We start from the raw sequence: 20,915 nt of genomic DNA, 5'->3' as shown, positions 1-20,915 counted from the left end.
ACATCTCTTTTTACAGAGATGTTTTTTGTTGAAACTCTTCCTGCACAAGTTCATGAATCACGCCCATTCCTGCCTGACTTCCAGCTGCTGCTGCAAGAACAAGCTGAGCAGGTCCGCCTAAATTATCACCACATGCAAAAATACCGCTGACGGTTGTACGCCCAAGAATATCTGTTTCAATGCCCCCATTTTTCGTCATTTGACAGCCTAGTTTTTCAGCAAAAGGGGTTGACTGCTTGAAATCACTTGCGACAAATCCGCCTTCTCTTTTCACCGTTTCCCCATTCGCAAGGTGAATAGAGTGCAGCTGTCCATTGTCATGATGGATCGCTACAATTGGCACATCAATAACTTGAATAGAATGTGCTGATAACAGTGCTTTCTCCTCTTCAGCTAACACTTGCTGTCCATTTGTAAACACAATCAAATCCTTTGTCCAATTGGAAAGAAGTTTCGCCATATGCAAAGCGCGCTGGTTCTCTGCAATCAGGGCAAGTGGCTTGTCCTTTAGCTCCCAGCCATCGCAGAAAGGACAGCTAAACAACGTCTTTCCATACACATCATGAATCCCGTTGATCTTTGGCAATATATCCTGAAGTCCAGTTGCCAAAATGATTTTTTTCGCTTCGAATCTTTCTCCTTCTTGTGTCAGTAACGCGAAGTTGTCCTCATGATTTTGTATCTCCACAATTCTGCTTCGTTTGATTTGGATATTGGGGTAGTTTTGAAGATCCGCTTCTCCCGCTTGTCTGATCTCAAACGGTATCATTCCATCGTTTGTAATAAATCCATGTGATTCCTGAGTCACTCGATTTCTTGGCATCTCATCATCGAATACCATGACCTGTTTTCTGCCCCGCCCCACAACAAGAGCTGCATTTAATCCGGCTGGCCCGCCTCCAATAATGGCACAATCTAATAACATATAAATCTCTCCTTTTTATCAAAGACTTTAAAGACTCTTAATATCTATAATTTACTCAAAAAAATCACATGTTGAAAAATGGATTTTTTTCTGTCTGCTCTATTTGGCTTGCAATATCAACTAACCGCTTTTGACTTAACGTCTCCTGCATTTTCATTTCAACATCCTGCATGACTTGTTCAATCAAACAGCCATCGTGAGGCATGAAAGAATCATGTGCCAAGGAACAACGAAATAAATTGGTTTGTCCTTCTACCGCCTGAATGACGTCTAGAAACGAAATGTCCTCCTTCTTTTTCAGAATGGTGTAACCACCTTTTGCGCCAGGTGTTGATTCAATTAATCCCGCCTTCACAAGCTTTGTTAAAATTTTGGATAAATAAGTGGGTGAAAGATCTTGCATCTTGGCGAGAGGCTCAACGCCTATTGCTTTCCCCTTTGGTGCAAGTGTTAAAAATACCATCGTATGAAGCGCATAGTTGGTCGCTTTAGAATATTTCATAGAAACATTCCTTTCTATCTATTGTAGACCTTTTATATCTGTAATTGATCATAAAAGATTCGAGAAGAAAAAGCAAGTATTGTGGATCTGCTTCTTTTTTCATTCCACATTTCGCATTTCCTTCCGATAATAGAAGTAAGCACGAATAAAAGCTTGATGAAGACTAGAAGGAGTGAAAAAAATGTCAGATCAACAGCACAATGCAGCACACGAAGAAGAAGAGGAATTTAACGTATACGACATGCTTCCACCCGCAGGAACAATCATTGGCGAAGCAACAGAAGAAGAAATGGAAGCTGCGGCAGCATTAGAAGTGAGACATTACGCCTTTATGCGTCTGCAAGACTCGTACATTCAATTTGATGGATCTTCTTATAAAGAATTGCTTAAAGACTTTCAAGAACTAGAATTTGATTCTGCAAAATTTTGGAGAGCCATCGCACGACGCCTGCAAGTCCCATACGAATGGCCAATCCGAATCGACCATGCAAACGGCCCTATTTATATTGGTGAAACAGAAGATAGCCGTGATGTTGAGGAGAGTGCAGAGTAAAGGAATTGGTGACCCCCTTTTGGTGAGGGGGTCTTTTAACTCACTTATCATTTAAACGTTATAGATGAGGTCTAAAAGAGTTTCAGTCACTTTCTTTGTGCTCAAGTTTGCTAATAACTCTATCTAATATACTTTCATAAAGTTCAGTTTTTCTATTCATTAAATGCTTTTCTTTCAAAAAGTATAATGATACGATTACCCCACAAAAAAATATTGTCACACCATTCATATAGTAAATTACATACTCGTTGACTAAGGGGAAACGCTCACTTATATATGTTTTATAAGTATTCATTATGTCAGGATTAAATATTACTGTCGTTATTACCCCGAAAATAACTGCTATAAGTGAGTTATATAAAAAATCTAAATCCTTTCTTCCTGAACTAACTCTGTGATATAGATTTAATGATTTTAGTTTTTCTAAAGCATTCTGATTATAATTCTCTTTAGCCCATTTCATAACAGAGACTTCAATTTCATCGATATTTTCCACTGCCTTACTAATTTCAGAATATTGGTGAGGGTAGTCCTTTTGTTTAGCTACTTTAAAATACAAAGGATCTTTTCTAAATTTTAGAAAGCTGAAATAAGAGAACAGCCAATATATAAAAGCTATATCAATTATGCTACTTAGAAAAAAACCACTGTATTCAATTATCCATGTCTGGTTAATTAAAACGCCTACCAGTGCTATTAAAAACAAATACATACACAGTTGAGCAAAGAATACAGATAATTTTTTTGAGGGAACGAAAAATTTTTTTAAGATTCTATATATAACTTCAACACTTTTTTTGAACACTAACACACTAATACCTCCCATTAATTATATCGACAGTAATTTTTTATACATAAGTATAATTTTAATTTCATATCACTTTAAGTTAAATAACATGATGTTTATTACTAGAATATTAATGAATTTAATTAATACTGTTTTAAGACATTAAGATAAACAAGTTACAAAATAGAAATACCAAGAAGTTTAGTATAATCACGAATATGTAGTGCAAAAGAAGTAGTCCTGATTCAAGAAAAAAGAGAAGGGCCCTCCCTCCTCTTTTTCATAATGATTGCTCCTTATTTCTCGCTTCAAATTCATCCAGCATTGCACGCACTTCATCTGTTGATGATGTGTTCATTAATTGATTTCTTAAGAAACTCGCTCCTCTGAATCCTTTTACATAAATCTTAAAGAAACGGTGCAATGCCTTGAATGGACGCAAACCTAGTGATGAGTATTGATCATGAAGATCAAGATGCAACCTTAAAAGACCTAGCAGCTCATCACTCGTATGCTCTTTCGGCTCTTTTTCAAAAGCAAATGGGTTATGGAAAATCCCACGCCCAATCATCACTCCGTCTATTCCATATTGCTCAGCGAGCTTTAAGCCCGTTTGACGATCAGGAATATCACCATTGATCGTCAAAAGCGTATCAGGTGCTACTTCATCACGCAGTTTTTTAATCTCAGGAATAAGCTCCCAGTGCGCATCCACCTGGCTCATTTCCTTTCTTGTACGAAGGTGAATTGATAAATTCACAATATCTTGCTCCAATATGTGTCTGAGCCAACCACGCCATTCATCGACCTCTGTAAACCCTAGTCTTGTTTTCACACTAACAGGTAATCCCCCTGCTTTTGCCGCTTGAATCAGCTCTGCCGCAACATCTGGACGAAGAATCAATCCACTGCCCTTTCCGTTTTGCGTAACATTAGGGACAGGACAACCCATATTAATATCAAGCCCCTGAAATCCTAACTCCGCCATTCCAATACTCATTTGTCTAAAGTTCTCAGGCTTATCTCCCCAAATATGAGCAACAATCGGCTGCTCATCCTCGGTGAACGTTAAGCGGCCTTTCACACTTTGAATGCCATCAGGGTGGCAGTAGCTCTCACTGTTTGTAAACTCTGTAAAAAACACATCCGGTCTCGCCGCCTCACTCACAACATGACGAAACACAACATCTGTCACTTCTTCCATTGGTGCTAATATAAAAAATGGCCGCGGTAAATCACGCCAGAAATTTTTACTCATCTTTCATCCAATTCCTCTCATGACATAGCGCCTTATGGGGCATGTCCTTCTGTAAATTCTTTCAGCAATTTTTATCATTATATACTTTAATATGAACTAGGCAAAATTGCAAAAAAGGACATTTCAAAACCAAATAAGGGGTGAAAATTAATTTTCGACCTATAATTACCGTTTTGTATTCAAGTGAAGGGCAGCCAAAATAAAAATATCCCGATATCGGTGTTATATCACGAAATCGGGATGCTTCAATACGTTATGACTGTTGAATCACAAGACTAGCAACGCACTCCACATGACTCGTATGCGGAAACATATCCACAGGCTGCACTTCCTCCGTCACATACCCACCATCTTCAAGAATACGCAAATCACGAGCTAGCGTCCCAGGATTACAGGACACATACACAACACGGTTTGGTTTCATCTTTAAAATCGTATCAAGCAGTGCTTCATCACAGCCTTTTCTTGGCGGATCGACGACTAGCGTATCTGCTTTGATGCCTTCTTTGTACCAGTTTGGGATAACCGTTTCTGCTTCGCCGACTGCGAATTCGACGTTGTTGATTCCGTTTAAGGCAGCGTTGCGTTTTGCATCTTCAATCGCTTCTGGCACAATTTCCACGCCATATACTCTGCCTGCTTTTTGTGCGAGAAATAAGGAAATTGTACCGATTCCGCAATACGCATCGATCACGGTTTCTTCTCCTTGCAGCTCGGCATATTCCAGCGCTTTGTCATAAAGCACCTTTGTTTGAGCTGGGTTTACTTGATAAAACGAGCGGGCTGAAATAGCAAATTTGATGTCGCCAATCGTGTCATAAATGTATTCTTCTCCCCATAAAACGGTCGTTTCGTCTCCGAAAATGACATTTGTCTTCTTTGAATTCACGTTTTGCACAATTGACCGAACGTGTGGGAAGCGTGCTATAATCTGCTCAATCACTTGTTGCTTTTGCGGAAAATCAGCCGTTCTTGTGACAAACACAACCATCATTTCACCTGTTGCCATGCCGTAGCGAACCATGACATGACGCAGCCAGCCTTTATGCCGCTCTTCGTTATATGCTTTGATGCCAAACGCATTGCAGATGTCTTTTACTGCCTGTACCACTTCGTCATTTTCTGATTGCTGGATCAAGCATTTTTCCATATCAATGATTTCATGGGTACGCTGCTGATAAAATCCAGCAACAAGTCCGCCTTCCCGTTCGCCAACTGGTACTTGTGCTTTGTTTCGGTAATTCCAAGGGTCTTCCATGCCGAGTACAGGATGAACTTTTACACGGCTCATATCAAGCTTGCCGATCCGCTCCAATACGTCCTTTACTTGTTTCTGTTTAAAAAGCAGCTGGCCTTCATAGCTCATGTGCTGAATTTGACAGCCTCCGCACTGCTTATAGATAGGACATGGCGCATCTTGCCTGTGCTGACTTTCCTTTGTCAGCTCCATGAGTCGTCCAAAAGCAAATCCTTTTTTGACACGTGTGACTTTGATTTTCCCTTGTTCGTCAGGAAGGGCATTCGGTACAAACACAGGGAAACCCTCAATTTTCGCTACACCTGCACCTTCGTGCGTTAAATCTTCGAAGGTTACATTGTAGTATTCATTCTTTTCAACAGGCGGTTTCATTTTCACCAATTTTATCACCTCATTTGCAAAGAAAAACTTGGTCGCCATAAGGAACCAAGTTTAGTCTTCACCCTATTTTTTCAGCTGTTGCTTTTGGCACAATAAATTCAATATGGCGATACAGATTTTCAAATTCACCTGGCAGCATGCCGCCGTATTCACCATCTAAATTCAATTGCATTTTATCTTTTACATCTACCTTTACGCGATTCGCTTTTGCGTAGATGACATTGTTATCATGAATATGCTCGCCTCTGAGTGCAAGGCTGACCACTCGAATGGCTTCTGCTAGATTGACCTTCTTTAGAATGATCAGGTCAAACATCCCATCATCTAGAATGGAATCTGGTGCGAGCTTTTCAAAGCCGCCTACTGAGTTTGTTAGTGAAACAAGAAACAGCATGATTTCTCCATGAAACAATTTGCCGTCATATTCAATTTCGACTTCTGTCGGGCGAATGGAAGGAAGCATCTCCATGCCTTTCAAATAATACGCAAGTTGTCCTAGCATGGTTTTCAGCTTACTAGGCACTTCATAGGTCAGCTCTGTTAATCGGCCGCCTCCCGCAATATTAATGAAATACTGTCCATTCACTTTACCAATATCAAGCGGCTTTGCTACACCATCAATGATGGCATCTGTCGCTTTTAAAATATCTTCTCTTGGAATGCCAAGTGCTCTTGCGAAGTCATTGGTCGTTCCAACTGGAATGATTCCTAATTTTGGTCTTTTTTCAAGCGGTGCTAATCCATTGACGACTTCATTAATCGTGCCGTCTCCACCAGCTGCTACAATTAAATCAAAATCTCTCTGTGCGGCTTTTTCGGCTGCTTGTGTTGCATCTCCTGCACATGTCGTCGCATGACAAGATGTTTCATAGCCAGCCTGTTCAAATTTTTGCAAAACCTGCGGTAAATTCTTCTTAAAGAGTTCACGTCCAGATGTCGGATTGTATATAATTCGAGCACGTTTCATTCATCATCATCCTATTATCATTATGCAATCTATTTTCACCACTAACAACCTTTAATTATACTATGAGATTTGAAAATGGCAACAGAACAACCCCCTAATATTTGAAATCTCACGGTACGTTTCCCTCAGCAGATCAGCATTCTGATAAGATAAAAGAAAACGATAAAAAGGATGGTATGCCATGAAAAAGCCTGTCTATTTCAACCATGACGGCGGTGTTGATGATCTCGTGTCCTTATTTCTACTTCTTCAAATGGAACACCTGAAAGTGATCGGGATGTCTGTGATTCCTGCTGATTGTTATTTAGAGCCTGCGCTGAGCGCTTCTCAGAAAATTATTGATCGTTTTAGCCCATATGAGATTGAAGTAGCCGCTTCCAATTCTAGAGGTGTGAATCCATTTCCAAAGGAATGGCGCATGCATGCTTTTTATGTAGATGCCCTGCCGATTTTAAACGAAAAAGGCGCTATTGATACAAAAGTATCTAAGCTTCCTGCACATCTTCACCTGATTGAAACGGTGAAAAAGTCAACCGAACCTGTTACGCTGCTCTTTACAGGACCGCTTACAGACCTTGCACGCGCGTTAGAAGAAGATCCTTCCATCTCAAATAAAATTGAGAAACTGGTGTGGATGGGCGGCACATTCCTTGAAAAAGGCAATGTCGAAGAACCCGAGCATGATGGAACAGCAGAATGGAATGCTTTTTGGGACCCTTATGCTGTGAGCACCGTATTTCAAGAGCGTTTTCCAATTGAAATGGTCGCACTGGAAAGCACGAATCAAGTCCCGCTCACACTCGATGTCCGTCAACGATGGGCTTCCCTTCGCTCTCACATCGGGATTGACTTTATTGGACAATGTTATGCCTTTTGTCCGCCTCTCATTCATCACGAAACGAACTCGACTTACTACTTATGGGATGTGCTGACAACGATCACTCTTGCATCCACCTCATTTACCCGTTCAAAAGAAATGAATGCAATTGTTTATACCGAATCGCCAAGACAAGGACGTACCGAAGAACATCCAGATGGAAAATCGATTCAAGTCATTGACCACGTTGATCGAGATGCCTTTTTCCAAGCCTTTGAAGAGCTTATGAGAAAAGCGGTTTGTCAGATTTCATCATAAAAAAGCCCCGCTAATAAGCGGGGCTCAAATTGTTGACACAGGGCTAAAATGAACTTGATTTTAGCCCTGTGTCTTCTTATAGAAAACCTTTGCAGCCTAGGAAGAACGAGTACCGGCGCGGAGCGAATTTGACATTCGTGAGCACCGGCACGCAGGACTGACAAAGAATGCGAGGGTTTGTCTACACGCTGAAGCCCCACTCATGAGCGGGGCTTCCTCTTACTCTTCTTCAGCGTACTTTTTCTTACGTCTAAACTTGCTTAAGATTTCATACACGATTGGCACGATGACCAATGTGAGAAGTGTAGAACTTGTTAAACCGCCAATAACGGTGACGCCAAGTCCTTTTGATACGATTTGACTTCCGCCTTCAAAACCTAATGCGAGTGGCAGCAATGCACCAATTGTCGCAAGTGCCGTCATTAAGATTGGGCGTAATCTTGTTGTACCTGCTTCAAGTAAGGCTTCTCTTGTTGAAAGTCCTTCTTTTTCTTTATGAATCACTCGGTCAATCAAGACAATGGCATTTGTTACAACGATTCCGATCAGCATCAGCAATCCAATCATGGCATTTAAACTGATGGTTTCTTTCGCTACAAACAATCCAACGAGTGCACCAATAATCGTAAATGGAAGTGAGAACAGAATCGCAAATGGTGCAAGACCTCCGCCAAATGTAATGACGAGAACGAGGTATACAATAGCAATCGCTGCAAGCATTGCGAGTCCTAGCTGTGTAAAGGATTCCTCAATATCCGCACTTACACCGCCTGTATCAATCGTAACGCCAGATTTTAAATCAAGCTTGTCAACTTTCTTCTGGACATCTTGTGTCACACTTGATACGTCGTCTGTTGTCATGTCACCAGATACTTCAGCGTAAATCTTCCCATCACGCTTTGTCACAGTGTTTGCTGTTGTGCCATCTTTCACTTTCACCACATCGCCAATTCGGACTTGTTGTCCTGTTGGTGTTGTGATCTTTTTATTCTCTAGATCTTTTTTACTCTTGTATTCATCTTTTTCCGTTTGAAGCTTCACATCTAGTTCTTTGCCGTCCTCTGTTACTTTCGTCAACGTTGTTTCATTACTTTGAGGAGCGATCGCCTGTGCGATTTGTGAAGCGGTCAAGCCTAGTTTCGCCAGTTTTTCTTGATCTGCATTAAACGTATATTCGTCATACTTCTCAGATAAGCTTGTGCTGACGTTTTTCAAGTTCTTCTCATCTTTTAAAATGTTCTCGACATCTTTGACTGTGCCTTCAATATCACTTGCTTTGTCACCGTACACATAGTACGTCACTGTATTGCTTGCGCCAGCAGATGAGAAGTCTTGTGATTTCCATTCTCCTTTAGACGTTTTGTCTTGAAGGGCTTTAACCACACGATCTTTTTCTTTATCAAAGTTCGGTGTGTCATCGTCGTATTGTACGAAGAATAATGCACCGTTAGAGTTTCCACCAACACTTGCTGTCAGTGCATTTGAAGAGCCTAATGAATATTGAACCGTATTGACATGATCACGTTTCATTAAGTAATCTTCTGCCTTTTTCGTTTCAGCAATGGCTTGTTCTCTTGTTTGTCCAGGCTCTGGCGTGTATGTCACCATTGCCGTTTTTTCTGCTTCCTGTGGTAAGAAGCTGACACCGACAAGTGGTGCGAGGAATAAGCTTCCGATCAGCATCAGAATTGCAATTCCTGACGTGATCCATTTATGGTTCAATGTCCAATTGAGTACACGTCTATAACCACCAGCAAGTTTGCTTGGTTTGTGTTCTTTTACCTTTTTCGCTTTTCCGTACAGGTTCTTTTTAAATAGGCTGTGAGCCATCATTGGAACGATTGTAATGGCGACAAGTAGTGAAGCCATTAGAGCAAACACAATGGTTAATGCAAATGGGATGAATAGTTCACCAATCATTCCACCCACTAGCGCTAATGGCAAGAATACCGCAATTGTGACAATCGTCGAAGACATAATCGGAATAAACATTTCTTTTGTTGCTTCTCTAACGAGTGCTTTGCCTTTTAACGGTTCATCTTTTAACGCCATTCGTCGATAGATGTTTTCTATGACGACAATCGAGTCATCGACAACACGTCCAATGGCGACTGTCATGGCACCAAGTGTCATGATATTTAATGTGATATCTAGCTGATTTAATAATAAAACAGCAATCAACAGGGATAACGGAATAGAGATGACCGAAATTAATGTTGATTTGATATCTCGAAGGAACAACATGATGATAATGATCGCAAAGATTGCTCCGATGATCGCCTTGTTCAGCATTGTGCTGACAGATTCTTTAATCGGCTCTGCTTGATCATATGTCGTGCTGACTTTGATTCCTTTATTGTCTTTTTTGAATGTTTCAAGTTCTTTTGTGACTGCTTCTGCTACACTCACTGTGTTGGCATCAGAGCCTTTGACAATTTGCAGACCGATACTGTCTTTTCCGTTCGTTCTAGAAATCGATTCTGCATCTTTTACGACTTTAATATCTGCAATCTCAGAAAGTTTGATCGTCGGCAGCTCTACCGATTGACCGCTTGCTGCACCTGTACCAGTTTGCTGCTGAGCTGCTGCTGCCTGCTGCTGACTTGCACTTCCAGCCTGTTGATCAGCACCTTGAGCTCCTGCATTTCCTGAGCCGCTAGAAGACGCCCCAGCTCCTGCGCTTCCCGCACCGCCGCTTGCACTTGGTGTAACAGGAATTCGCATGTTTTTCAAATCTTTAACACTTAAAATATTGCCATCCACTACGACTGATTTTTGCTTGTTGCCAAATGTGTATAACCCTAAAGGTACATTGACATCAGAGCCTTTGATCATGTTTTGGACAGTTTCTTCATCTAAACCATATTCCTTTAATTTCTTTTGTTTAAAAGAAAATTCTACTTCTTTGATTTGTTGTCCAGAAGCTTCGACAGAAGAGACACCATCTAAACCTTGAAGAGAAGGAATAAGGTCATTTTCCACTTTTTGTGTCAGGTCTTGTAATGATTCTTTATCACCGGAGACACTAAGAGCTAAGATTGGAATCGCATTGATGCTAAAACGTGCGATTTTTGGTTTTTCTGCATTTTCTGGGAAATTGATATTGCTAATGGCATCTTCAATTTCCTTCTTTGCTTCATCCATATCTTTATTGTAATCGTACTCGATTTGAATCGATGAGGCATTTTCAAAAGAATTAGAAGTGACCACATTCACCCCATTGAGATTTTGTATCGACTTCTCAATTGGATCTGTCACCTTATCTGATACTTCGTCCGGCGTTGCGCCAGGATACGTTGTAGAAACCGTAATGACTGGAGTGTTGATATTCGGGATTGATTCTTGTTTCATATTCAATCCGGCATATAGACCAGCAACTGTTACGATAATCGTCATGAGCCATACAGCGAACTTGTTCTTTAATACAAAATTGATGATCGAATTCATTATGTCCTCCATTTTCCTTTATGTATTGACTGACTGGTCATTCTATATCATAATAAACGGTGATATACAATGCCGTCAACCATTTCACTTGCGTTTGACGTAACATTCTAAAGCTGAAGGGGCCTTATTTCATGAACGAAAAAAAAGAAAAAATCATTAAAGCAAGCATTCAGTTGTTTGCGAAAAAAGGTTTTTCTTCTACGACCATTCAGGAAATTGCAGATGAATGCGGAATTTCTAAAGGTGCATTTTATTTGCATTTCAAATCAAAAGAACAGCTTTTCAACAGAGCGTTTGAATATTATATCGACACGTCTATGCAAAGTATTGAAAAGATTCGAAAAGAAAATCAACATCTTGCGCCTAGAGATATCTTTCAGAAACAAATCGCTGAACAGTTCCAGCACTTTGCTGAGAACAAGGATTTTATCATTTTGATCCTCAGCGAGAACATTATTCCGGAAAACCAGCAAATTAAAAAGTATTCCAAAACGGTTAAAAAGCAGATGAATGATGAAATCCAAATTTCTATTTTGACCACGTATGGACAGGAGATCGAACCATATATAACTGACCTGTCAGTCATGATTCAAGGAATCATCCAATCTTATGTGCAAGTACTGCTTTTACAAGATCAGATGCAATTATCATGTGATGAGCTCTCATCCTTTATTCTTGACCGATTTGATGATTTGGTTCATGGGCTTCTTCGTTCTCATGCGAAGCCGATTCTGAAGCAAAACATTTGGGATGATGAAGCGCCAAATGCCGCTACTCTTCAAGAAGAGCTTCGATTGTTAAAATCTGAGCATCTGCTTTCGGATGATACCCTTGTATCTATTGAAGTTATTGAAGAAGAATTGGCCAAAGCTGAGCCTCGCAAGCCGGTCATTCAAGGGATGCTGACAAATTTAGAAACGTGTGAGGACTCCGCTGTCCAAAGAGCTGTGGAACAATTGAAGCTATTCCTCCAATGACAATACGTGGCGATGTTCACTTTAGTTCACCTTTATCCCCTTCGAATATGTGCTAAAGCTTATGCTTCATTATAAAAAAAGAACCAATGAATTGATATACGGCGGTGGTCTGAATCTGTGATAAGACCCTGTCATGTCCATCAACAAAAAAACCGCCTCTTCCATGAGGCGGTTTTTGCGATTTAACGTTTTTTGATTTCTTCGAGAAGAATCTTGTTGACCATCGGCGGGTTTGCTTGGCCCTTCGATGCTTTCATGATTTGTCCGACTAAGAAACCAATTGCGCGGTCTTTTCCATTTTTGAAGTCTTCAATGGATTGCGGGTTGTTATCAAGAGCTTCTGTGACAAGTTTGAGCAGTGCACCTTCGTCAGAAATTTGGACAAGTCCTTTTTCTTTGACGATTGTTTCTGCGTCGCCCCCATTTTCGATAAGTTCTTTAAATACCTTTTTGGCAATCTTAGAAGAAATCGTTCCTTTTTCGATAAGCTTGATCATGCCAGCCAGTCCTTGCGGCGTTAGCTTCGTATCTTCCAGCTCTTTTTGAGCCGAGTTCAAGTAGGCAGATACTTCACCCATGAGCCAGTTTGATGCTTGCTTCGCTTCAGCACCTTCTGAAATGGTCGCTTCAAAGAAATCAGACATTTCTTTTGTCAGCGTCAGTACCATTGCGTCATATGCAGGAAGTCCAAGTTCATCAATGTAGCGTTTGCGGCGCTCGTCTGGAAGCTCTGGAATGGATGCTCTTACGCGTTCTTTCCACTCGTCATCAATATACAGCTCCACTAAATCTGGTTCTGGGAAGTAGCGGTAATCATCAGAACCTTCTTTGACACGCATGAGGATCGTCTTTTTAGACGCCTCGTCATAGCGGCGAGTTTCTTGTTCGATCAATCCGCCAGAAAGCAATACTTGCTCTTGGCGTTTTTCTTCGAACTCAAGACCTTTTTGGACGAATGCGAATGAGTTCAAGTTCTTGAGCTCTGTTTTCGTTCCAAATTCTTCACGGCCGATTGGACGAAGAGAAATGTTGGCATCACAGCGCAGTGAGCCTTCTTCCATCTTACAGTCAGAGACGCCTGTATATTGAATAATGGATTTTAATTTTTCTAAGTAAGCATACGCTTCTTCTGGCGTACGAATGTCAGGCTCAGATACGATTTCAACAAGTGGTGTACCTTGACGGTTGAAATCGACGAGTGAATAACCGTCGCCTGTGTGCGTCAGTTTTCCTGCATCCTCTTCCAAATGAAGACGTGTAATACCAATTCGTTTTGTCTTGCCGTCTACTTCAATTTCAATCCAGCCGTTTTCACCGATCGGTTTATCAAATTGAGAAATTTGATACGCCTTTGGGTTATCAGGATAGAAATAGTTTTTACGGTCAAATTTTGTATCAGTTGCAATCTCACAGTTCAGTGCCATTGCTGCTTTCATGGCAAAGTTCACCGCTTCTTTGTTCAGCACAGGCAGTACGCCAGGATAACCAAGATCGATGACACTTGTTTGCGTATTGGCAGCCGCACCAAAAGGCGTCGGTGAGCTTGAGAAAATTTTTGATTGTGTTTTGAGCTCTACGTGGACTTCAAGTCCAATTACCGTTTCAAAGTTCATTCTGATTCACCCCTTACAGTTCAGGTTTTGCTTTATGATGATCTGTTGCTTGTTCGAAAGCGTGAGCCACGCGGTAAACCGTTCCTTCATCAAAGTGTTTACCGATGATTTGCAGTCCTAACGGAAGACCATTTGCAAATCCACAAGGCACACTGATTCCTGGAACGCCTGCAAGGTTAACAGGGATCGTTAAAATATCGTTTGCATACATTGTGAGTGGATCGCTTGTCTTTTCACCAATGTTAAATGCCGGAGTCGGTGTTGTTGGTCCTACAATGACATCATACTTTTCGAAAACATCTTCAAAGTCTTTTTTGATCAGCGTACGGACTTTTTGCGCCTTTTTATAGTATGCATCGTAATATCCTGAGCTTAGAGCGAATGTGCCAAGCATGATGCGGCGTTTCACTTCGTCTCCAAAGCCTTCAGAACGGGTATTTTTATATAAATCAATCAGGTTGTCTGCATTGTCTGTACGGTAGCCATAGCGAATACCGTCAAAACGCGCAAGGTTTGCAGATGCTTCTGAAGACGACAGTAAGTAGTACGTCGCAAGCGCATATTTAGAATGCGGAAGAGACACTTCTTCCCATGTCGCACCAAGTCCTTCTAATACTTTCAATGCTTGAAGAACAGACTCTTTTGCTTCTTCGCCAACACCTTCGCCAAGATATTCTTTTGGCACAGCGATTTTCAAGCCTTTGATGTCGCCAGTTAATGAAGAAAGAAAATCTGGGACATCGACATTTGCACTCGTTGCGTCCATTTGATCAACACCAGAAATCGCTTGAAGAACATATGCGTTGTCCTCAACATTACGCGTAATCGGCCCAATTTGATCTAATGATGAAGCAAATGCGATTAAACCGTATCTAGATACACGGCCATACGTTGGTTTAAGACCAACAACACCACAGAATGATGCCGGCTGGCGAATGGAGCCGCCTGTATCTGATCCAAGAGAGAATGGTACTTCTCCAGCTGCAACAGATGCTGCTGAGCCACCACTTGACCCACCTGGAACTGTATTTAAATTCCACGGGTTTTTCGTTGCTTTGAAGCCTGAGTTCTCCGTAGAAGATCCCATCGCAAATTCGTCCATGTTTAATTTACCGATTGTGACAGCTTCCGCTTCTCTTAAGCGGTTCACAACGGTTGCATCGTAAATAGGATCGAAGTTTTGCAAGATTTTACTTGATGCCGTTGTACGTAAATCTTTCGTCACGATGTTATCTTTGACACCGATCGGCATACCGAACAATAGACCAAGCTCGTCCTTTTCACCAACGGCCTCGTCCAATTCCTTTGCGTACGCACGTGCTTTCTCTTCGTCCAGCGCTAGGAATGCTTGTACTTTCCCGTCTACTTCATGGATTCGTTTATAAGACTCGCCCACTAAATCAGAAACAGACAGTTCCTTTTTATGTAAAAGCTCTTTTAATTCAGAAATTTTGTGGTCAAACAGTGACATGCCTCAGGCCTCCTTTAGTCCAAAATTGATGGCACACGAATATAGCCGTCTTTATGATCAGGCGCGTTTTTGATGACTGCCTCAATAGAAAGACCTTTATTCGGAACATCTTCTCTCATGACGTTTTTCATTTTTAATACGTGTGTTGTTGGTTCAACGTTTTCCGTATCTACCTCGTTTAACTGCTCTGCAAATGAAATGATGCTATCAAGCTGTTCTGTAAACATCTCAGCTTCTTCTTCTGTAATCGCAAGCCGTGCCAAATGCGCAACATGCTTTACTTCTTCTATTGAAATTCTTGACATGCAGGTTCACCTCCAAAAATGATACGTGTTCGTGGTCATGATCATAAGTCATATACACTTTATCATATCAAATTTTACTGTTCTAAAGCAACTTTACGAGGTCGCCCAGAAAGGCTTTGTCCACTATTGTCTAAAATATTCATCAAGGTGACTTTTTATTTTTCAGAAAATTTTTTCTTTTATTTAATTGGGTAAGCGCTTACATATAGACGCTTATCACGCATACACGTATTTTTTTGTCTGATGAGGATGTTTAAGAAGGTTGATCACTTGGGAATACTCTGATAGGTTAAGTAACCATAGCAGTGAGCAGACAGTTCAATAGGCTGTTCTTTGTATATTTTGATTGAGGTGATGTCAAATTAATACGAAAAAGGTGATATGGAAACATGAGTATTGAGATTGTAATTTCTCTATCTATTTATTTTATTGGAATGCTTGCCATTGGCTGGTATGCATTCAGAAAAACAAATGACTTGAATGATTATATGTTAGGCGGACGCGGGTTAGGTCCTTATGTAACGGCTCTATCTGCTGGTGCAGCTGATATGAGTGGGTGGATGCTGATGGGGCTTCCAGGCGCTATGTATACAACCGGTCTTTCATCTGGATGGCTTGCTGTTGGTTTAATTAGTGGGGCTTACTTAAACTATCTTTTCCTAGCGCCACGATTGAGATCGTATACAGAAGTTGCTGATGATGCGATTACCATTCCAGACTTTTTTGACAAACGGTTTAAAGACTCATCTACTTTATTGAAAGCTGTCTCAGCTGTCATCATTATGATTTTCTTTACGCTTTACACCTCATCAGGTATGGTATCAGGCGGACGCTTATTTGAATCAGCGTTTGGTGCTCATTATATGTTTGGTTTAATCTTAACTTCTAGTATCGTGATTTTGTACACACTATTCGGCGGCTTTTTGGCAGTTAGTTTAACTGATTTTGTTCAAGGAGCTATTATGTTTTTAGCATTAGTGCTCGTGCCGATCGTTGCCTTTACTCAATTAGGTGGACCTGTTGCCACATTCAATGATATTCAACAGATTGACCCTAAATTGCTTGATATTTTTAGAGGAACGAGCGTCATTGGCATTATTTCCTTCCTCGCTTGGGGACTCGGTTACTTTGGACAGCCGCACATTATTGTTCGCTTTATGGCGATTACGACTGTAAAAGATTTAAAGCCAGCACGTCGTATCGGTATGAGCTGGATGATTGTGTCTGTCATTGGTTCACTATCTGTCGGTTTAGTCGGCGTGGCGTATGTTCATGAAACAAGCACCACTTTGGCGGACCCAGAAACCATCTTTATTGTGTTTTCTAAAGTGTTATTCCATCCATATATTACTGGATTTTTACTTTCTGCCATTTTAGCTGCAATTATGAGTTCAATTTCTTCTCAGCTGCTTGTCACTGCAAGTGCGATGACAGAGGATTTATACCGTACGTTCTTTAGAAGAAAAGCCTCTGACAAAGAACTTGTGATGATTGGACGTATCTCTGTACTAGTCGTAGCGATTGTTGCCATTGGTCTCTCTCTAAACCCAAGTGATACTATTCTTGACCTTGTCGGTTATGCTTGGGCTGGATTTGGATCTTCATTCGGTCCAGTCATCTTGTTATGTCTATACTGGAAACGAATGAATCATCATGGCGCTTTAGCCGGAATGATTGTTGGGGCTGTTGTCGTTCTCGTTTGGATTTCAACAGGCTTAAACAACACGACTGGATTGTACGAAATGGTTCCTGGATTTATTTTAAGTGGTTTGACTGCTATTATTGTCAGCCTCTTAACAAATAAACCGTCTAAAGCTTCTAAAAAGCTATTTAGCAAAATGGAAGACCATCTCGAAGAAGAAACAAAATAACCAGACATGAGGAGTCATCTGCATTATGCGGATGACTCTCTTTATTTTTAAATAAAATGCTTTTCTTTCTCCCGTTTCTGAATAAAATAGAAGTTGTGCAGCCATATGGGCTGTGAGAAGATCATATACATGATGTGAAACGTACATGAAGTGAAAGGAGCGATACGCATGTTTTGGACAATTGAATGGGATACGGTCTTAAAATTAGCCGTTGCCACCTTAATCGGTTTGATCATCGGTCTTGAACGCGAACTTAAGAAAAAGCCGCTTGGGCTGAAAACGTGTATTGTCATTGCTGTCAGCTCCTGCGTATTAACCATCATCAGCATTGATGCAGCCTACAATTTCCCTCGAGTCTCTAAGCTTCAAATGGACCCACTCAGGTTACCGGCGCAAATTATATCTGGTGTTGGTTTTATTGGAGCAGGTGTGATTCTTCGCAAAAGCAATGACGTCATCTCAGGCCTTACGACATCTGCGATGATTTGGGGAGCAGCAGGACTTGGGGTTGCAACAGGTGCAGGTTTTTATAAAGAAGCCTTCCTTAGTCTTTTCTTTATTCTTGTCAGTGTGGAATTTTTACCTTGGCTCTTCCAGCGGATTGGACCCATTCGCTTACAGGAAAAAGAAATCCGCATCAGAATGTCACTTTCTGATCGAAACCGCATGACAGAGATTTTAAAAGAAATGAAAGCACTCAATATTCGCATTCATTCTGTACGTATTGATGATTTAAAGGAAAAGGACTATCCGATCATGGAAGTACGTGTTCGCGTACATAAAGACCGCTATACAACCGATGTGTACTTTGATATTAAAGATTTAGAAGGCGTTGTTGGTGTGAAGTGTGATACGGTTTAGGATAGAAAGCCCCTTGCTATGTGAAACAGCAAGGGGCTTTCTATTTATGTTGTTAGCTGATGAAAGTCAAAAGGCGTAATTGGGGTTTTGTCCTCAATCTCCTTTCGAAAACGCGCCAGCATGGCACTTTCGTCAGCGCTTAGTGTTCGGAGATCAAATGCTTGATGTAAAAGCCCATAAATAAGCATATGACGCAGCATAAGGAAATCTGGTATTGTCGCCAGCCATGCGTCATCAAGCTCATTCTCCTGTCGATAGCCTTTGAGAAAATGGCTCATAAATTCACCCGTAAATTCAGCTTTATCCTCATACGGAATCACCGGATACCAAAGAACGTTGTATAGCAAAATGCTTATATCATTGATAAACCAGTGATACCCACAATCATCAAAATCAAATGCAATGATTTCTCCCTGATGATAATGGAAGTTCCCGTGATGTAAATCCGCATGCACCAGTCCATAGACATCCTTGGATATTCGGAGCTGGTGAAGCTTTTGCATCAGTTCATCTTTTCTCTGCAACACAACCGTTTGATCAGAAGGAATATACGTTTCAAGCTTTAATTGCTCCTCCTCATACCACTCTTGACGCTTATAGCGAGGATCTTTCACTTGATATTGTTTAGTCGTTTGATGCATACGCCCAGTATAGGCTCCTAACGCTTGAAACAACAGTCCATTCCAATCTGCTTCGGTCACTTTTCTGCCGGGCGCCTTTTCGTACACTCTCAGCAAAAAAGCGCCTCCTGCTTGATCGGGAATCGCTTCAACATCTTTTCCTCTTGCGGATAAAACCGGTTTAGCTACTGAGATTCCATGTTGAGATAAATACCGAATCCAGTCCATTTCTCCTAGAATATATGTGCTTGAGCGGCGAATGGTATGGGTAATTTTCAATATATAACTTGACCCTTTTTCATCCGTATATTCATACACATAATTTTCTGCATCGGCTAGAAATGTGACCTGTTCTGGCTGAAAATGATAGAGTAGAGCCGCTTTCTTTAAGACCATTTGTTCATCGTATCGTGCTTTTACTTCTTTATGCATGCTGATTCTCCTTTTATCGTCTTTTTACTTATACATGACGGTAATCAGCATTTATTCGAGCATCAACATACCTGCCTTTCCTTTTGGTTTCTTCACATACTTTGACAAAAGTTGAAAAATTCCTCTAATTAGAAATAAAAAACCGCCAAAAGGCGGTTTTCAGATGGTTGACAAAGGGCGAAATTGAACTTGATTTTAGCCCTTTGTCTTCTTTTCAGCGTGATAGAAAACCTTTGAAGTCTAGGAAGGACGAGTACTGGCGCGGAGCGAATTTCACATTCGTGAGCACCAGCACGCAGGACTGACAAAGAATGCGAGGGTTTGTCTACACGCTAAAAACCGCCAAAAGGCGGTTTTTATTTAGTCATATATATGGACCGTTGGTTCTTTGTCTTCAGCATTTTTTGTGATGAGGGCTTCTTGCTGATCAGAAGAGGTGATGTTGATTTCTATATTGGTGCTCTTATAGTAATCCATGACTTCACCTGTTAAGTATTGCGTGAATGCCACGACTTCTGTTTTTCCGTAGAATTGCATTGGAATTTCTACTTTCATTTTTTGCAAGTTCCCGTTTTTATAGAAACCTTTGCCTACCACACCTGTGTAATTCGGGAAGTAGTCTTCTACCTTTGTCTTGAAGCGGTCAAATCGCTCTGAATCATCTTTGTAGCTGCTCTTGGCATTATCTGAAGGGAAGAAGACATTCTCTTCTTTAATCGTATCCCAACTGCCAATATCAGCTGATCCTGCTTTTACATCGGTTTTAGCGATGAAGTTTCCTGGAACAATAGATGATTTTGGTGCTTGTTTATAAAGAGCAATCATGACTGGGACTTTTTGCAGTCCGTCCATTTGACGAAGGCGTTTAATGACTTGTTCCGCAATTTTTTCGCCCTCTGCTAAAAGTTTCTTTGAATTTTTCGATGAATCGATGGTCACCTCTTGCTGAGGATCCCCGATATTTTCGCGATAATAATAGACAGAGTTAAGCGCAAGACCGATGACAACCCCGCCAAGCTGTAAGCTATTTTTATCTTTTCTGATTAAGTAATTATGTTCTAGCATGGAAGCTAAGTAGATTGGACTATTTTCATTTTTTGACTTTGTTGAACCTGAGTTTGGAAGAGCAGGGTTTAAGCCTAAGTTCTTAAAGTCTTTGTCTTCTTTTTCAGCTTTTTTCAGATCACTGCCTGTTTTTTTGCGGGCAAGCCAGCTGAGAACAGTATCTTCATCTAAATGCTGTCCTTCTTGGAACAAATAGTCGTTTGTATTGAATGATTCTGTTGCCAGGCGCATGAGCCCTGTTTCAAATTCATCAATGTCTAAGCGTGTATTGAGACGCTCTGCTGTTAGTCCTCTTGCCGCTCCTTGTTTAAACGGCAGCACCATTTTGTAATAGGAATCAGAGATGTTGTACATTGGGATGATCGCTGTTTCTTTCGTTTCATCCGTTTTTTGTGTGACCTCTTCCTCATCCTTTCCCCCAAAAGGTGCACACGCTGACAATACCAGTGTGAGCATTGTCAGCAGCAATAGCAACTTTTTCAATAGA

At 40.9% G+C, this 20,915-nt stretch carries 17 protein-coding genes; 5 read left to right on the top strand and 12 right to left on the bottom strand.

Features of this window, described 5'->3' with window-relative positions; genetic code table 11:
- Positions 1-10 precede the first annotated feature (10 nt).
- Entirely contained in the window at positions 11-925 is a 915-nt protein-coding gene (locus MHH31_RS03460; RefSeq protein WP_342495282.1) for an NAD(P)/FAD-dependent oxidoreductase, read from the bottom strand.
- Positions 926-989: 64 nt separating this feature from the next.
- A complete protein-coding gene (locus MHH31_RS03455; RefSeq protein WP_282833969.1) occupies positions 990-1,427 on the bottom strand; it encodes an Rrf2 family transcriptional regulator in 438 nt (145 codons plus the stop codon).
- A 181-nt stretch (positions 1,428-1,608) separates the two neighbouring features.
- On the opposite strand from MHH31_RS03455, the gene MHH31_RS03450 reads away from it, so the two are divergent.
- The gene (locus MHH31_RS03450; protein ID WP_007496834.1) at positions 1,609-1,980 is read left to right on the top strand and encodes a hypothetical protein; all 372 of its coding nucleotides are present in this window, start codon (positions 1,609-1,611) and stop codon (positions 1,978-1,980) included.
- A gap of 82 nt (positions 1,981-2,062) precedes the next feature.
- Here MHH31_RS03450 and MHH31_RS03445 read toward each other — a convergent pair whose 3' ends face one another.
- The 4 genes from MHH31_RS03445 to MHH31_RS03430 form a co-directional block, all read right to left on the bottom strand.
- A complete protein-coding gene (locus tag MHH31_RS03445) occupies positions 2,063-2,791 on the bottom strand; it encodes a hypothetical protein (protein ID WP_163116604.1) in 729 nt (242 codons plus the stop codon).
- 256 nt (positions 2,792-3,047) lie between these two features.
- Positions 3,048-4,025, bottom strand: coding sequence for a tRNA-dihydrouridine synthase (locus tag MHH31_RS03440; protein ID WP_144680092.1), 978 nt, complete (start codon positions 4,023-4,025; stop codon positions 3,048-3,050).
- A gap of 253 nt (positions 4,026-4,278) precedes the next feature.
- Positions 4,279-5,661, bottom strand: a complete 1,383-nt coding sequence (gene rlmD, locus MHH31_RS03435; protein ID WP_342495281.1) for a 23S rRNA (uracil(1939)-C(5))-methyltransferase RlmD — start codon at positions 5,659-5,661, stop codon at positions 4,279-4,281.
- 61 nt (positions 5,662-5,722) lie between these two features.
- Positions 5,723-6,631, bottom strand: coding sequence for a diacylglycerol kinase (locus MHH31_RS03430; RefSeq protein ID WP_007496845.1), 909 nt, complete (start codon positions 6,629-6,631; stop codon positions 5,723-5,725).
- A 181-nt stretch (positions 6,632-6,812) separates the two neighbouring features.
- Between MHH31_RS03430 and MHH31_RS03425 the strand changes: the two genes are divergently transcribed.
- A complete protein-coding gene (locus MHH31_RS03425) occupies positions 6,813-7,766 on the top strand; it encodes a nucleoside hydrolase (RefSeq protein ID WP_144667874.1) in 954 nt (317 codons plus the stop codon).
- Between the two features lie 219 nt (positions 7,767-7,985).
- Here MHH31_RS03425 and MHH31_RS03420 read toward each other — a convergent pair whose 3' ends face one another.
- A complete protein-coding gene (locus MHH31_RS03420) occupies positions 7,986-11,213 on the bottom strand; it encodes an efflux RND transporter permease subunit (RefSeq protein WP_159145476.1) in 3,228 nt (1,075 codons plus the stop codon).
- A 131-nt stretch (positions 11,214-11,344) separates the two neighbouring features.
- Here MHH31_RS03420 and MHH31_RS03415 point away from each other — a divergent pair, with 131 nt between their 5' ends.
- The gene (locus MHH31_RS03415) at positions 11,345-12,190 is read left to right on the top strand and encodes a TetR/AcrR family transcriptional regulator (protein ID WP_039168537.1); all 846 of its coding nucleotides are present in this window, start codon (positions 11,345-11,347) and stop codon (positions 12,188-12,190) included.
- Between the two features lie 182 nt (positions 12,191-12,372).
- Here MHH31_RS03415 and gatB read toward each other — a convergent pair whose 3' ends face one another.
- From gatB to gatC, 3 genes are read right to left on the bottom strand one after another with little or no spacing between them, the layout of a single operon-like run.
- Positions 12,373-13,803, bottom strand: a complete 1,431-nt coding sequence (gene gatB / locus MHH31_RS03410) for an Asp-tRNA(Asn)/Glu-tRNA(Gln) amidotransferase subunit GatB (protein ID WP_007496855.1) — start codon at positions 13,801-13,803, stop codon at positions 12,373-12,375.
- Between the two features lie 13 nt (positions 13,804-13,816).
- Positions 13,817-15,274: an Asp-tRNA(Asn)/Glu-tRNA(Gln) amidotransferase subunit GatA gene (gatA, locus tag MHH31_RS03405; protein ID WP_342495280.1), complete on the bottom strand. Its 1,458-nt coding sequence runs from the start codon at positions 15,272-15,274 to the stop codon at positions 13,817-13,819.
- Between the two features lie 14 nt (positions 15,275-15,288).
- Positions 15,289-15,579 carry an Asp-tRNA(Asn)/Glu-tRNA(Gln) amidotransferase subunit GatC gene (gene gatC, locus MHH31_RS03400; protein ID WP_003213898.1) on the bottom strand — a complete coding sequence of 97 codons (291 nt, stop codon included), beginning with the start codon at positions 15,577-15,579 and terminating at the stop codon, positions 15,289-15,291.
- A 389-nt stretch (positions 15,580-15,968) separates the two neighbouring features.
- Here gatC and putP point away from each other — a divergent pair, with 389 nt between their 5' ends.
- Both putP and MHH31_RS03390 read left to right on the top strand, forming a co-directional pair.
- A complete protein-coding gene (gene putP / locus MHH31_RS03395) occupies positions 15,969-17,450 on the top strand; it encodes a sodium/proline symporter PutP (RefSeq protein ID WP_039168534.1) in 1,482 nt (493 codons plus the stop codon).
- A 162-nt stretch (positions 17,451-17,612) separates the two neighbouring features.
- Positions 17,613-18,311, top strand: coding sequence for an MgtC/SapB family protein (locus tag MHH31_RS03390; protein ID WP_169476135.1), 699 nt, complete (start codon positions 17,613-17,615; stop codon positions 18,309-18,311).
- Positions 18,312-18,355: 44 nt separating this feature from the next.
- On the opposite strand, the gene MHH31_RS03385 is transcribed toward MHH31_RS03390, so the two are convergent.
- Positions 18,356-19,363: a phosphotransferase gene (locus MHH31_RS03385; RefSeq protein ID WP_058336466.1), complete on the bottom strand. Its 1,008-nt coding sequence runs from the start codon at positions 19,361-19,363 to the stop codon at positions 18,356-18,358.
- Between the two features lie 360 nt (positions 19,364-19,723).
- Entirely contained in the window at positions 19,724-20,884 is a 1,161-nt protein-coding gene (locus tag MHH31_RS03380; protein WP_223255677.1) for a CamS family sex pheromone protein, read from the bottom strand.
- Positions 20,885-20,915: the final 31 nt, after the last annotated feature.

It is taken from the genome of Bacillus sp. FSL K6-1033 (assembly GCF_038630765.1).
Lineage (GTDB): Bacteria > Bacillota > Bacilli > Bacillales > Bacillaceae > Bacillus > Bacillus altitudinis.
This window is presented reverse-complemented; position numbering and strand designations above follow the sequence as displayed.

Coding starts and splice junctions, on each gene's coding strand:
- gatA (WP_342495280.1), bottom strand. CDS start 15,274: ATGTCACTGTTTGACCACAAAATTTCTGAATTAAAAGAGCTTTTACAT.
- MHH31_RS03460 (WP_342495282.1), bottom strand. CDS start 925: ATGTTATTAGATTGTGCCATTATTGGAGGCGGGCCAGCCGGATTAAAT.
- MHH31_RS03455 (WP_282833969.1), bottom strand. CDS start 1,427: ATGAAATATTCTAAAGCGACCAACTATGCGCTTCATACGATGGTATTT.
- MHH31_RS03450 (WP_007496834.1), top strand. CDS start 1,609: ATGTCAGATCAACAGCACAATGCAGCACACGAAGAAGAAGAGGAATTT.
- gatC (WP_003213898.1), bottom strand. CDS start 15,579: ATGTCAAGAATTTCAATAGAAGAAGTAAAGCATGTTGCGCATTTGGCA.
- MHH31_RS03415 (WP_039168537.1), top strand. CDS start 11,345: ATGAACGAAAAAAAAGAAAAAATCATTAAAGCAAGCATTCAGTTGTTT.
- putP (WP_039168534.1), top strand. CDS start 15,969: ATGAGTATTGAGATTGTAATTTCTCTATCTATTTATTTTATTGGAATG.
- gatB (WP_007496855.1), bottom strand. CDS start 13,803: ATGAACTTTGAAACGGTAATTGGACTTGAAGTCCACGTAGAGCTCAAA.
- MHH31_RS03440 (WP_144680092.1), bottom strand. CDS start 4,025: ATGAGTAAAAATTTCTGGCGTGATTTACCGCGGCCATTTTTTATATTA.
- MHH31_RS03430 (WP_007496845.1), bottom strand. CDS start 6,631: ATGAAACGTGCTCGAATTATATACAATCCGACATCTGGACGTGAACTC.
- MHH31_RS03385 (WP_058336466.1), bottom strand. CDS start 19,363: ATGCATAAAGAAGTAAAAGCACGATACGATGAACAAATGGTCTTAAAG.
- MHH31_RS03425 (WP_144667874.1), top strand. CDS start 6,813: ATGAAAAAGCCTGTCTATTTCAACCATGACGGCGGTGTTGATGATCTC.
- MHH31_RS03420 (WP_159145476.1), bottom strand. CDS start 11,213: ATGAATTCGATCATCAATTTTGTATTAAAGAACAAGTTCGCTGTATGG.
- MHH31_RS03380 (WP_223255677.1), bottom strand. CDS start 20,884: ATGCTCACACTGGTATTGTCAGCGTGTGCACCTTTTGGGGGAAAGGAT.